This is a genomic window from Actinoplanes sp. SE50/110 (assembly GCF_900119315.1).
Lineage (GTDB): Bacteria > Actinomycetota > Actinomycetes > Mycobacteriales > Micromonosporaceae > Actinoplanes.
This window is the reverse complement of record NZ_LT827010.1, coordinates 6,177,918-6,190,454: the sequence shown is the minus strand read 5'-3', so window position 1 is coordinate 6,190,454 and position 12,537 is coordinate 6,177,918. Positions and strand designations below refer to the sequence as shown.

Sequence of the window (12,537 nt, the reverse complement as noted above, 5' to 3'; positions counted from 1 at the left end):
AGAGACAGGAGAATCCCGATGCGGGTGGTCATCGCGGGTCAGGGTTATGTCGGGCTGCCGCTGGCCGTCCGGGCGGCCGAGGCCGGCCACCACGTCGTCGGCTACGACGTCGACGAGGACCGGATCAAACGCCTGGCCGCCGGCGAGTCGTACGTCGACGACATCACCTCCGGACAGCTCCAGCAGGTCCTTTCCGGCGGCAACTTCCACCCCTCGGCCGACCCCCGGACGTGCGCCGGCTTCGACGTCGCCGTGATCGCCGTGCCGACCCCGCTCCGTGACGGCACCCCCGACCTGCGCCACATCGAGGAGTCGGCCCGCACCCTGGCCCGCTACCTGCGCCCCGGCGCCACCGTCGCGCTGGAGTCCACCACCTACCCCGGCACCACCACCGAGCTGGTCGGCCCGCTGCTGGAGGAGGGTTCCGGCCTGATCGCCGGCGAGGACTTCCACCTCGGATACAGCCCGGAGCGGATCGACCCGGGCAATCGGCAGTGGCACCTGGCCACCACCCCGAAGGTGGTCTCCGGGATCAACCCGGAGTCGCTGGCCAGGGTGCAGGCCTTCTACGCCTCGGTGGTGGAGACCACCGTGCCGGTCTCCGACCCCAAGGTCGCCGAGCTGGCCAAACTCCTGGAGAACACGTTCCGGCACGTCAACATCGCGCTGGTCAACGAGCTCGCGGTGTACGCGCACGACCTCGGCATCGACGTCTGGGAGGCGATCGACGCCGCGTCGTCGAAGCCGTTCGGCTACATGCGGTTCGTGCCCGGCCCCGGGGTCGGCGGGCACTGCCTGCCGATCGACCCGTCGTACCTGTCCTGGCGGGTGCAGCGGACCCTCGGCCAGAGTTTCCGTTTCGTCGAGCTGGCCAACGACATCAACAACCACATGCCCGATTACGTCGTACGACGGCTCGTGGTCGCCATGAACCGCCGCCGTCGAGCGGTCAACGGGTCCACCGTGCTGCTGCTCGGCCTGGCCTACAAGAAGAACAGCGGCGACGCCCGGGAGTCGCCGGCCCGCCGGGTCGCCGCGCTGCTGCTGGAGATGGGCGCCGAGGTGCTCGCCGCCGACCCGCACGTGGTCGAGGACGCGCACGTCGACCAGCGGGTCACCCGGGTCCGCGCCACGCGAGAGGTGATCGCCGCGGCCGACGCCGTGGTGCTGCTCGCCGATCACGACGCGTTCGACCTCGACGAGGTGGTCGAGCACGCCACCTACGTGCTGGACACCCGGCACCGGATCACCGGAACCAACGTGGAATCGATCTGAAACGGGGGAATCGTGGACCTCGTACGCCCGATCTGGAATGTCCTCAACCAACTCGTCGCCCTGGTCGCTCTCCTTCTGCTGTCGCCACTGATCCTCGCCGTCGCGCTCTGGGTGCGGATCGCCGACGGCAAGGGCGTGCTTTTCGTGCAGGCCCGGGCCGGAAAGGACGGCCGGCCGTTCCGGATGCTCAAATTCCGGTCGATGGTGCACAACAGTGTCGCGATGAGCGCGCAACTCGGCATGGCCGACCCGTTCGGCCTGCTGCAGGACGACCCACGGATCACCCGCTGCGGCCGGATCCTGCGCCGCACCAGCCTCGACGAGCTGCCCCAGCTGATCAACGTGCTGACCGGCCGGATGAACCTGGTCGGCCCCCGGCCGGACGTGCTGCCGCAGGTGGCCAACTACTCGGCCGAGGACGCCCGGCGCCTCGAGGTGCGGCCCGGGATCACCGGATGGGCGCAGGTCAACGGCCGCGACGACATCGACTGGCCGGCCCGGTTCGTGCTGGACCGCTGGTACATCGACCACTGGACGCCGCTGCTCGACCTGAAGATCCTCGCGCGGACGGTGACCGGGCTGCGCCGCGCCGAGCCGCCGGTGCACGTCGACACGCTCAACATCGCCCGCTCCGCCGTGGACGCTACCCAGGAGCTGGGCCGTGCCGCCTGACCGGGAGATCGGCTCCGAATTCCACTGGGACCCGCTCGCCCTGGTCGGCGAGGACCGCGGCGGCCTGCCCGGCTGGGTGCCGGCGCGGCGGGAACTCTTCGCCACCGGCTGCGGGGCGATCCGCGCGGTGCTGCGCGTGCTGGCCCCGGCCGGACGGTTGCACGTGCCGTCGTACTTCTGCACCGGGGTCGCCGAGGCGCTCACCGAATGCCTGCCGGTCACCTTCTACCGGCACCTGCCGGACGGGCACGGGCCGCACTGGGAGACGCTGCGGGTCCGCGGCGGCGACGTGGTCCTCGCGCAGAACCTGTTCGGGTGGGACGACAAGGCGCCCTGGGACGCCTGGATCCGGGCCCACCCCGGGATCGCGGTGGTCGAGGACCACTCGCACGATCCGTTCAGCGGGTGGGCGCGCAACAGCATCGCGGCGTACGTCGTGGCCTCCCTCCGCAAGACCCTGCCGCTCCCGGACGGCGGGCTGGTGTGGTCACCGGCCGGTCGCCCGCTGCCCGCGCCGGCCGGTGCGGAGAGCCCCGGCGCCGCCCAGAAACTCGCCGCGATGCTGCTCAAGGCCGGCTGGCTGGACGGGCAGCCGGTACCCAAGGAGGCGTTCCGGGCGCTGCAGCGACAGGGTGAGGGGGCGCTGCTGGGCAGCGACGGGCCGGCCAGCACGGTGACCCGGGCGGTGCTGCCGCTGCTGGATGTGCTGGGGATCCGCGCGGCGAGCAGCCGGAACGCGCATGCGCTGCGGACGGCGCTGCACGGCCGTTCGGCCGATGAGATCCTGGGATTCGCCCGGGGAGCGGCGGACGTCGCGCCGTTCCGCGTACAACTCGCGCTGCGGTCCGAAAAGGATCGTGACACGCTGCTCGCGCTGCTGGCCGCGGAGCGGATCTACGCCCCGGTGCACTGGCGGCAGGACCGCGCCCGGTGGTGGAGCGGCGACCCCGAAGCGGCCGGCCTCGCCGACCGGATGCTCACCCTGCCGGTTGATCATCGTTGCAGCTCGGACGATGTCTCCCGGATGGCCGAAGTGGTCACGTCGCAGGCCTCGCGCGAATCGAGGAGCGGCCATATCATCAGGGCGTGAGGGGTGCGTGCACTTTCGGTGACGGTGGTCGATCGCAATGACCGCCGGGGGCTGGATCGCGCTGGGCATCGCCGTCTTCGGCTCGCTCTGCTACGCGGCCGGCTCGATCCTGCAGGCCGTCGGCGCCCGGCGCAGCACCAGCGCGGTCACCACCCTCGGCCACCCGTTGTACCTCGTCGGCATCGGCCTCGACATGACCGCGTGGCTCGGCTCCATGGTCGCGCTCCGCCAACTCGCCGTCTACCTGGTCGAATCGGTGCTGGCCGGCTCGCTCGCCCTGACCGCCTTCGCCGCCTGGGCCTTCCTCGGCTCCCCACTGCGCAAACGCGACGTCGCGGCGATCGGGGTGACGATCGGCGCGCTCGCCGGGCTGGCCATGTCGGCCGGCCAGCAGCACGTCGTCGCCGCCTCATTCACGCTGCGGCTGAGCTTCATCGGCGCGCTGATCGTGGTCCTCGGTCTCGGCTTCGCGGCCACCAGGATCGGATCGCCGGGCCTGATCGCCACCATCGGCGGCCTCTCGGTCGGCGCCGCCGCCCTCGGCGGACGCGCCCTGCACCTGCCCGACGAACAGATGCGCACCGTCGGCTCGGCCGCGATGGCGATCCTCGGCGAGCCGTTGACGTACGTGCTGCTGCTGTTCGCCGCCAACGGCATGGTCATGTATGCCAACGCCCTGCAGAGCGGCGAGGTCGGCCGGGTCACCGCGATCCACTGGACGGCCGAGGTGATCGCCCCGTCGGTGATCGCGCTGACCCTGCTCGGCGACACGTTCCGGCCCGGCTGGTGGCCGGTCGCCCTGGCCGCCGCGGTGATCACCGTGGGCTGCGCGGTCGTCCTGGCCAGCGCCCCGGCGACCGCCACCCTCGACGAGACGGCCGCGCTGCCCGCCGGCGCCGAACCCCACGCCCTCCCGGCCCCGCCCCTCCCGGTGCTGCCCGGCGCGCCCGGCCATCCGGTGACCGCGCTGGTGCCGCTGCAGGCGTGGCGGCTGGCGATCCCGATCGAGGCCCGCTGGCCGGCGCTGCAGCCGCCGCTGGTCCGCGGCTACGGCACGGTCGTATGGTGGGGACCGTCGTGGGCGCCGCTGCCGATCTGGGTGCCGCCGGATCGCACCCTCGTGCCCCGCGACCGGCCCAAACTCGCCGACCGGCCGCAACGGATCTGGCCCGCCCGGGTGGGCCCGCAGTTGCCCGAGTCGCGCCGGCCGGCTCGGCATCGCGAGATCATCATCCCGGGCCGCGACCGCGACGCCGCCTGACCTGGGGCCGAAGCGTCGAACGCGGAACGGGCGACCCGGGTGACTTCCTCGGGCAGATGGAACAGCCGTACGGGAAGCGCCACGGGTTCGAGGCGGGGCCCGTGTCGCCGAGTCGCGAGGCCATGTGCGCGGAGCAGGTGTACTCACGGTCAATCGCGTGCTGCCAGTCGGGGCGACAAGGCGGTTGGAGTCAGCCGGCCATGGTCCAACCGAGGCTGGCGCATTCCGGGCAGTAGAAGAACGGCTTGGATTGGTCTGCGTTCTGCGAGGACGGGAGTGTGCCCTGGACGACGCTCAACCAGCCACGTCCGGTGCATAGGTTGCACATGACCGCATCCAGTGGCTTTGCTGGCTTCAGGTAAGCGAGCTCGGGATACTGCTCAGCTGCTCGAGCAAGCGCGAAGTCGCGTTCGGCCGGCTCGGCCAGCCGCGCCTGGCTGTCTTCTTCGTGGTCGATGACGACCTCACCGGCCGGGGTCAGGTACATGACCGATCCCCAGAGGTTGAAGACGGGGAGGCGGCCCGAGTCCGTGCAATCGCTGCGCCAGTCAGATGCTTGGGTCGCCTCGTCGATCAATCGTTCGATCAATCGAGCGTTCGTCATGGGCTCGGCTTCCTCCGTCATCGGGTGGGACGGCCAGGTGGACCGCTCACCGGTCCCCATCACGGTATCGACGCCATGGTACGGCGTCGAAGGCTGGATCGGCTGGTTCCGTCGCAACCAGCGGGTCGCGGTTTCTTCTCTGAACCAGCGTTGATGGTGAGGCGAGAGTTCAGTGCTGTGAGCGCAGGATCTGTTCGGCGTCTTCCGTGGACAGCCAGTCTGCCGCCACCATGCGCTTCGCGAGAGTCCGGGCGTGCTGCCGGCCTTGGTCGCGCAGGACTGCCAGGAGCGCCTGGCGATAGCGGTCTCGCCGCCAGCCGGCGGGGTCGGCGTCGAATCGTGTCCCGTGGGTGAGCCATTGCTCGAACCCGGCTCGGACCTCCTGGTCGTCGTGAAGATGGCCCGCACGCCCGTCGACGGTCAGGGCGAAGCCGTGCAGTTGCTGCAGACCCATCATGGTGATCGGATCCTCGACGGCATCGGGCGGGTCTTCGACCCACGGACGGACGCGGTCGAACGTTTCCTCTCGGCTGCACCGGCCGTCGAGCAGATCACGCCACCAGGCCTCGACGTCCTGGCGGGAAGGTGCTGTCACCGGACGGTGAGCCGACCCGTCCTGCGGGTCCCAGAGCGTCAGTTCGTACTCGGTCGCCAACTCCGCGATCAGCGTGGTCGCAGGGTGGCTGCGTTCACTGAAGCTCAGGCACATGAACACGTGATCGATGCCGACGTCCAGTGGCATCGACATCCACGGGCAGTCATCCGGGTCCGGGTACGGCGGATGGTCGGGGAATCGTGCGCGCAGCCGCTCATAGAAGCCGACGATCCGTTCGTCGAGTTCCCCTTCGACATGGCCGGGGGCTTGGCACCGATGGGCCATTGCGGCGACCTCGGAAACGTCGGTCCACCCGTCGATCGCCAGAACGGCAAGGTCAAAACTCAACCGGATCGTCCCCTCCCGCGGTCAGCATGATCAACGGATCCCACCCTACGATTCCGCGGTGCCGGTGGCGGTCGAAGTCGCCGCCCATCCCTCGGCCGGCCCGGGCTCGCGGGGACAGTGACCGTGCGTGCCGCGCGATCCGGGGAACGGCCGGCATGCCGATTGCCGCGGCGTGGCGTTGAACGGTGTTGTCTGGGCCGGCTTCTCTTTGGGCGCAACGAGTTCCCGGGGGCGCCGGACCGCACGATCGAGCCCCGCGGCCGGCGGGAACCCGCCGGGCGACCGCGACGGATCCGGCCGCCCGGTACCACGGGATGACCATCCCGGGCCGCGACCGGGACGCCGCCTGACCCTTGTGGTGCTCTACTCCGGCAGCCAGGCCGTGGCGCACACCTCGATCCAGGTGGCGAGATCCGGCACGCCGTCGATGGTGAGCAGTCCGTCGGCGATCGCGGTGACCCCGTCGAAGGCGTGGTCCGGCGCGAAGAGCAGCAGCCGGCCGTCGGTCCGCCGGGCCAGCGTCAGGTTGCCGTTGGCCTCGACCGCGACCGGATAGTGGTCCCGCGGCTCAAGGGGCGTGGCACCCTCCCAGATCCACGCGTAGGCGTCGAACGGCCCCTCCACCGGCTCCGCGGCGGCCTGCGCGGTGAGCACCTCGTTCTGGTTCTCCCACCAGGACGAGGGCTCGCCGAACCGCTCGACGAGGCCGCCGCAGACCGCCCAGAAGTCCCGGTGGACGCGCGGCACCGTGAGGTCCGCCTCGGCGCGCGGGGGCCGGCACAGCCAGCCGCGCCGCTCGGCGGGCGGGCCCCAGGCCAGCAACTCGAAGTGGTCGTCGTCCACGGTGACCGGCGTGCGGGTCGCCGTCGCCAGCAACGCGGACAGGACGGGCAGGCCGTCGACCGGCTCGCGGTCCCAGGGCTGCGGATCGCCCACGGTCGCGGTCTGCCCATCGTCGAGGAACCACGAGATCTCGTGGCGGAACCGGTCCCAGTCGGTCATCGATTCATGATCCCATCGGCTTGTGACACGATCCCGGCATGGCGGAGATCCTCACCAAGGTCGGTAAGGCCGACCCTTCCCTCAACCGGGTGCTCAGCGACGAACTGGACAGGTTCAATGCGGCCGCGACGCCGGAGGTCGCTCCGGCCGAGGAACTCACGGTCCGGGTCGAGCAGGAGGGCGAGCTGGTCGCCGGGGTCTCCGGGTGGACCTGGGGCCAGGCGGCCGGCATCGGGATGACCTGGGTGCGCGAGGATCACCGGGGCACCGGGGTCGGGACGGGGGCGATGACCGCCTTCGAGAGCGAGGCGCGAAGCCGGGGGTGCACGCACGTGTTCGTCACGTCCTTCACCTTTCAGGCGCCGGCCTTCTACCAGCGGCTCGGCTACCGGGAGATCTTCCGCTGGGAGTCGGTCCCGACGACCGGCCGGGACGACGTCCACCTGCGCAAGGAACTCTGACGAGCGGCAGGCTGGTCCTCGTTGTCCGGTGGGCCAGGGTGGCCAGGGCGGTGAGCAGGATGGCCGGGGCCAGCATGGCCAGTGGGTTCATCACGTGGATGCGGACGACGCCGGCCGCGTCCGCCCCGTTCGTGAGGTAGCGCAGCCAGACGGCCAGGGCGACCGGGAGGGTGGCCGGCGGCGCCGGGGCCAGGGCCGTGGCCAGGTTGCCGCGGAACGGGACGACGGCCAGGACGGCGGCGCCGGCAGCGGCGGCCGACCAGAGATCCCGGGTGGCGGACTGCAGCGCGTCGTTGCCGCCGGGCACGAGCAGCCGGCGGACGAGCAGGGTGATGACGACCACGGCGCCGATGGCCGCAGCCCCGATCGACGCAGCCCCGATCGACGCAGCCCCGATCGACGCAGCCCCGATCGCCGCAGCCCCGATCGCCGCAGCCCCGATCGCGCACCGCCGGTCAGATGCGACGGTCCGGATGGGGCTGGCCGAGCGAGCGCAGGTCGAGGCGGCCGTCCAGGGTGCCGACCGCCAGGGTGAGCACCCCGTGCCGGCGCAGCACGGTGGCTGAGCGGCCGGGCACCGCCTCGCCCACCGGCAGGCCGGTCTCCGCGTCCCAGCGCCGCACCACCTCGTCGTGCCCCGCGGTGATCAGCTCGGTGCGCCCGTTGACCACGGTCGCGGTCAGCGTGGTCACCGCGGTGCTGTCGACCACCACCGGCACGCCCACCGGTTCGCCGGTGACCGCGTCCCAGCGGTGCAGGTCGGCGGTGGCGGCGGCGATCAGCAGCCGGCCGTCCGGCAGCGGGGCCGGGGCCAGCGCCAGCACCGCCTCGTCGCCGACGGTCAGCGCGGGCGCGGTCCGGGCGCCGGTGCGCGGGTTCCAGCGCTGGATCGTGCCGGTGCGGTCGCCGGTGCAGACGACCGGGCCGTGCAGGACGGTGACCGCGGTGATCGGCTCCTGGTGGCTGCCGAGCGGCTCCAGCCGGGCGCCGGTGCCGGCATCCCAGCGCAGCAGCGTGCCCGGCGCGTGCCCGGCGGCGGCCAGCAGCGTGCCGGCCCACGCGGACATCGCCGCGATTCCGCCCTCCTCGTGCCGGACGGTCCCGGTGCGCGCCTCGACCCAGTACAGCCCGCTGTCCGCGCCGACCGCGATCACCGGGTCCCGCCAGCCGGTCGGGCACGCCACGATCGCGGTGATCCCACCGATCGCCGCCTCGCTGACCGGCCGGCCGGTGCGCGGGTCGGTGACCCGGACCGTGCCGGTGTCCGCGGAGACCAGCATGTCGGTGCCGTCCAGCGTCAGCGTCGTCAACAGCCGCGCATCGGTGATCATGACCCGGATGATGCCATCGAACGGGCACAATGCGTTTTCCGACGCGCCCCGACATGACCCAGGGCTCATTTCCGGCCACGGCATTAGGGCATCCGGGGCGGGTCCACCCACCCGCCCGTTTCCCGGCGGTGCGCGCCGCCGGGAAACGGGCCGGCATCACCCATCGACGGCGACGGTCAGCGGGGAGACGTAGCCCCGCGGTCACCGAGCCGGTCACGGTGCCCATCTCCCGGGCGGCCAGATCGTCCCGGATCACCATGTCGGTGGCCAGGCTGATCCGGCTGGAGATCGGTGACGCTCGCGGAACAGCCGGTAGCGCCGGCGTAGACCGCCTGCGACACGTCCTCGGGCAGCGCGATCTGCGACGTCTTGCGGATCGGCCCGACGCCGCTGGTCGCCGCGGCGGGCCGGCCGCCACCGCCACGACGGTGCCGCCGTCCGCCGGACCCGCCGCCTCGCCTCGCGCCCTCCGCCGGCCGAGGGTGCGTCGCGCGCCGGACGGTCGATGACCCAGGCGGGTCACGTCATGTCGATGGACCAGGCGTCGTCGCGTACCTCCGGCTCGGGGTGGGCACGCAGCGACAGCAGCAGGTCCCGCCAGCGGCCGGCCCAGCTGAACGAGTCCCCGGCCCGGACCAGGGCGACCGCGAACAGGCCGCCGGGCAGGTCGCCGCGGGCCGCCAGGGTGGCGATCAGGTCCTGCAGGACCGGGACTGCCGGCCACTCCGGGAGTTCGCGGAGCCTGGCGCCGACCCGCTCGGCGATGCGTGCGGCGAGCACCGGCCGGTCGGCGCAGCGGTCGGCGATCTCCGCCAGGTTGTCCAGCCGGCCCAGCGTGACCAGGGTGGCGACGGCGGCGGCCAGATGGCCGGGATGCTCGGCGAGAGCGCGGACCGGCTCCCGCAGACCGGTCCGGTCGGCGTCGGCCGGGAGGGCGCGGGCGAGTGCGCCCACGGTGCGCAGCAGTGCGCCGATCCGGCGGCGGGCCGGATGGTCACCACCGGGGGCACCGGGACCGGTCTCCGCGTCCTCCCGGGTGACCAGGGTGGACAGGGCCCGGGCCAGCGCCTCCGGCCCGGCGGCCCGCAGCAGGCCGGGCGTCACGGCGTCCCCGGTGGCGACGACCAGGTCGGTGAGACGTTCGACGATCAGGTCGGTGGCCGCCGGCGCCCAGCGCGACCAGCCCGGCAACCGGGCGAAAGCCTCGCGCCGGATCTCGGGATCGTCGGCGCGGCAGGCGGCCACGACCAGGGCCGCGTACCGCGGGCGGTGCCGGGCCGCGATCAGGTACGGGTCGGCGGCCAGGACCGCCCGACGCTCCTCCCGGGGCCGGCCCGCCGCGACGGCCAGATCGAGGACGGTCCAGCTCGGTTCGGTGTCCAGGCGCTGACGGGCGGCTCCGATGATCGCCGCGCGGATGTCGCGATGGGTCGCCGGATCCTGGAAGACGGCGAGCAGCCGGCCCACCGAGTCCGGCGGCCCGTAGCGGGCCAGGATCCGCACCGCCTCCTTGCGGCTGGTCACCTTCGCCACCGCCGAGGTGCTCAGCAGGGCCTCGAGCGGTGGCGCCAGGACGGCGGGCGGCAGGTGCTTCGCCGCCCGGGCGGCGGCGTAGAGAGCGACCCGGGCGCGGTCGTCCGCGGCGTGCCGGAGCAGCACCGGCAGGGCCAGATCGGGCCGGGCCGACCAGACCAGCGCACCGAGCGCGGCCTCGGCCAGCGGAACCTCGGGCGCGTCCACATGGCGCAGGACCAGGTCGCGGCCGGGATCGCCGGCCGGAGCCGCGATGTGCAGCGCGGCGATCCGGGACCAGACCGGGCCGCCCGGATCGGCCACGATCGCCGCCTGCAGGTCGACGAACGCCGCGTGCTGGCGCGGCAGCCACCGGTCCGGGCGGGCCGGCCCGCCCGGCGCCCAGTGGCCGCGGCTGTTGGCGAAGCGGCCGGTCGGACGGCGGGCCAGTACCCGGTCCAGCAGGTCGGTGCGGGTGCCGGCGACGATCCGCCAGACCGGGCCGAGCAGCACCGCCGACGGATCCGCGGCGAGCACCTCGGCGACCCGCGCGGCACGGTGCCGCGGGTCGTCGAGCCAGCGGGCGATGGCCGTCTCCGCGATCCGGGCCGTGGTGCCCGGGATCGTGTCGCGCAGCATCCGCTGCAGCTCCGGCAGGTGATGGGCGCGGCGGCCGAGCGCGTCGGTGAGCGCGAACAGGGGGGCGTAGCGGCCCCGGGCGATGGCGGCCTCGACCCACGGGCGGAGCCGGTCGAAGACCATGGTCTCCTGGCCGCGGCGCAGCACCCGGTCGAAACGGCGCAGCACCGGCACCGTGGCCGCGGTGCTGACCAGGTCGATCGCGAGCAGCGACCAGTCGCGCAGGGCCGGCACATCGACATGATGCTGCAGGGTTCCGGTGGCCAGCCGGCTCAGGGCCGTGGTGGTGGCCGCCGACGCGTCCCGCGCCTCGACGGCGTCGGTGGTGATCGTGGTGAGGTCGGCCGCGGACCCGGCGGTGAGCAGCCCGGCCACCTGGGCGAGTTCGGTCAGCGCGGTGGCCCGGACCGGGTCCTGTTCGTTGCGCATCCGGGTCAGGCGGGCGACCACCGCCGCCACCGCCTCGGGGTCGCGGGCGCGGCTGGCCGCGGCGATCAGGCGGGTGTAACCCCGGGCGCGCTCGGTGGCGTCCCCGGAGCGCAGCGCCGCCTCCTGCGCCGTGGCCGCCTGCGGCCAGGCCAGATACGCGCTCCAGTGCAGGACCAGGGATTCCTGTTCGCGGATCCGGTCCAGGCCGAGGACCCGGGTGGCCTCGCGGATCCGGACGGTGGCGGGCAGCGCCTCCATCACCTCGTCGGCCGGGATCAGCGTCGTGGTGTCGACCTCGGCGAGCGCCGCGTCGTAGAGCGCGCCCCGGCGGGCCGGCGCAAAGGCTCGCAGCAGGGCGGCGAAGCCGGGGGCGGACTCCCGGACGTGCCGGAACAGGGGGATCACGTCATCGTCGGGGAGGGTGGCGAGGCGGCGCAGCAGCTTCGGCGACAGCCTGCGGTGCCGCAGCCATCCGGCCCGTGCCGGAGCGGCCAGGAGACGGGCCACCCGCCCGGGGTCGTGGGCGGCGAGAACGCCGTACCCGGTGAGGCGGCCGGGCAGCTCGGTCTCCGGCGCGCATCGCTCCAGCAGGTCGAGAGCCTGCGCCGGGGCGAGCGCGAGCACCGCGCCGGACGACCGTGCCCACTCGTGACGCCGATGCTCCGGCGGGACCGCGGCCAGCGTCGCGGTGAGGTGCTCGGCGAGCGCACCGGGATGGCGGCGGTTCAGGCTCTCCAGCCGGACGGCGTGCGCCAGCTGGGGGAGCAGCGCCCGCACGGTCTCCGGGCCGCAGGCCACCAGCAGCGCACCGGCCTCATCGTCGCCGAAGTGGTCGCGCACCGTGCCGATCAGCCGGTCGGCGAGCGCCGGCACCGGATCGCGGCGCAGCACCCGGTAGACGTGCCGGCGGTCGGCGGCCGCGAGGCCGGTGATCGGGAGGGGGAGACGGCCGGCGCGGGCCGCGGCGCCCAGCGCGAGCTTCCGCAGCGCGGGCACCGGGTCGGCCGCCGCCGCGTCGATGCCCGCGGTGTCGCCCCGGGCCAGGTCCGCGATCAGGGCGAGGCGGCGCTCGTGGTCGGTCCCGGCGCGCAGCGCGGCGCAGACTTCCGGGGCCCGGGGGGAGGTGCGGGCCCATTGCGCCAGATGCCGCATCCGCGCGTGGTGAGGGAGCGGGTCGAGGGTGGCCAGGAGGCTCCGCACGGCGCGGGCGGTGAACGGCATGACGCTCATTGTGGCGGGCCGTCGACGTACCGCCGACCGGTTTTGATCCGTGCCCTCGTCGAGACCGGGCAGATCCTCGGGGGTACCGATGTTCATC

11 protein-coding genes are annotated in these 12,537 nt (G+C 73.4%); 6 read left to right on the top strand and 5 right to left on the bottom strand.

Going from position 1 to position 12,537, the window contains the following annotated elements:
- Nucleotides 1–18: 18 nt before the first annotated feature.
- Genes ACSP50_RS27690 through ACSP50_RS27675 form a run of 4 tightly spaced genes read left to right on the top strand, consistent with a single transcriptional unit; the run spans nt 19 to nt 4,298 of the window.
- Nucleotides 19–1,275 (top strand): nucleotide sugar dehydrogenase, encoded by a 1,257-nt coding sequence (locus ACSP50_RS27690; RefSeq protein ID WP_014692615.1) that lies wholly within the window; start codon nt 19–21, stop codon nt 1,273–1,275.
- Between the two features lie 12 nt (nt 1,276–1,287).
- Nucleotides 1,288–1,947 (top strand): sugar transferase, encoded by a 660-nt coding sequence (locus ACSP50_RS27685; RefSeq protein WP_014692614.1) that lies wholly within the window; start codon nt 1,288–1,290, stop codon nt 1,945–1,947.
- Entirely contained in the window at nt 1,937–3,037 is a 1,101-nt protein-coding gene (locus ACSP50_RS27680; protein WP_014692613.1) for a hypothetical protein, read from the top strand. The genes ACSP50_RS27685 and ACSP50_RS27680 overlap by 11 nt, the downstream gene beginning before the upstream one ends.
- A gap of 37 nt (nt 3,038–3,074) precedes the next feature.
- Nucleotides 3,075–4,298 carry a hypothetical protein gene (locus ACSP50_RS27675; protein WP_014692612.1) on the top strand — a complete coding sequence of 408 codons (1,224 nt, stop codon included), beginning with the start codon at nt 3,075–3,077 and terminating at the stop codon, nt 4,296–4,298.
- A gap of 190 nt (nt 4,299–4,488) precedes the next feature.
- Here the strand turns inward: ACSP50_RS27675 and ACSP50_RS42345 are convergent, their stop codons facing one another.
- Complete coding sequence (locus ACSP50_RS42345; RefSeq protein ID WP_155123639.1) at nt 4,489–4,785, bottom strand: hypothetical protein; 297 nt, start codon at nt 4,783–4,785, stop codon at nt 4,489–4,491.
- On the opposite strand from ACSP50_RS42345, the gene ACSP50_RS42340 reads away from it, so the two are divergent.
- Nucleotides 4,784–5,056, top strand: coding sequence for a hypothetical protein (locus ACSP50_RS42340; RefSeq protein ID WP_155123638.1), 273 nt, complete (start codon nt 4,784–4,786; stop codon nt 5,054–5,056). The two genes, ACSP50_RS42345 and ACSP50_RS42340, sit on opposite strands and share 2 nt — an antisense overlap.
- 15 nt (nt 5,057–5,071) lie before the next feature.
- On the opposite strand, the gene ACSP50_RS43540 is transcribed toward ACSP50_RS42340, so the two are convergent.
- Together ACSP50_RS43540 and ACSP50_RS27660 are read right to left on the bottom strand one after the other, a co-directional pair.
- Nucleotides 5,072–5,845: a hypothetical protein gene (locus ACSP50_RS43540; protein ID WP_197688094.1), complete on the bottom strand. Its 774-nt coding sequence runs from the start codon at nt 5,843–5,845 to the stop codon at nt 5,072–5,074.
- A 363-nt stretch (nt 5,846–6,208) separates the two neighbouring features.
- Complete coding sequence (locus tag ACSP50_RS27660) at nt 6,209–6,847, bottom strand: hypothetical protein (RefSeq protein ID WP_014692609.1); 639 nt, start codon at nt 6,845–6,847, stop codon at nt 6,209–6,211.
- A gap of 38 nt (nt 6,848–6,885) precedes the next feature.
- Between ACSP50_RS27660 and ACSP50_RS27655 the strand changes: the two genes are divergently transcribed.
- Nucleotides 6,886–7,308, top strand: a complete 423-nt coding sequence (locus ACSP50_RS27655) for a GNAT family N-acetyltransferase (protein ID WP_014692608.1) — start codon at nt 6,886–6,888, stop codon at nt 7,306–7,308.
- 455 nt (nt 7,309–7,763) lie between these two features.
- On the opposite strand, the gene ACSP50_RS27650 is transcribed toward ACSP50_RS27655, so the two are convergent.
- Both ACSP50_RS27650 and ACSP50_RS27645 read right to left on the bottom strand, forming a co-directional pair.
- Nucleotides 7,764–8,639, bottom strand: coding sequence for a WD40 repeat domain-containing protein (locus ACSP50_RS27650; protein ID WP_080128031.1), 876 nt, complete (start codon nt 8,637–8,639; stop codon nt 7,764–7,766).
- Nucleotides 8,640–9,158: 519 nt separating this feature from the next.
- Complete coding sequence (locus ACSP50_RS27645) at nt 9,159–12,536, bottom strand: hypothetical protein (RefSeq protein ID WP_014692605.1); 3,378 nt, start codon at nt 12,534–12,536, stop codon at nt 9,159–9,161.
- Between the last annotated feature and the right edge of the window lies 1 nt (nt 12,537).

What these genes read in the sequence shown, in the direction of transcription:
- ACSP50_RS27690 (WP_014692615.1), top strand. Translation starts at nt 19, where the DNA reads ATGCGGGTGGTCATCGCGGGTCAGGGTTATGTCGGGCTGCCGCTGGCC.
- ACSP50_RS42340 (WP_155123638.1), top strand. Translation starts at nt 4,784, where the DNA reads ATGACCGATCCCCAGAGGTTGAAGACGGGGAGGCGGCCCGAGTCCGTG.
- ACSP50_RS27655 (WP_014692608.1), top strand. Translation starts at nt 6,886, where the DNA reads ATGGCGGAGATCCTCACCAAGGTCGGTAAGGCCGACCCTTCCCTCAAC.
- ACSP50_RS27650 (WP_080128031.1), bottom strand. Translation starts at nt 8,639, where the DNA reads ATGATCACCGATGCGCGGCTGTTGACGACGCTGACGCTGGACGGCACC.
- ACSP50_RS27675 (WP_014692612.1), top strand. Translation starts at nt 3,075, where the DNA reads ATGACCGCCGGGGGCTGGATCGCGCTGGGCATCGCCGTCTTCGGCTCG.
- ACSP50_RS27660 (WP_014692609.1), bottom strand. Translation starts at nt 6,847, where the DNA reads ATGACCGACTGGGACCGGTTCCGCCACGAGATCTCGTGGTTCCTCGAC.
- ACSP50_RS42345 (WP_155123639.1), bottom strand. Translation starts at nt 4,785, where the DNA reads ATGTACCTGACCCCGGCCGGTGAGGTCGTCATCGACCACGAAGAAGAC.
- ACSP50_RS27645 (WP_014692605.1), bottom strand. Translation starts at nt 12,536, where the DNA reads ATGAACATCGGTACCCCCGAGGATCTGCCCGGTCTCGACGAGGGCACG.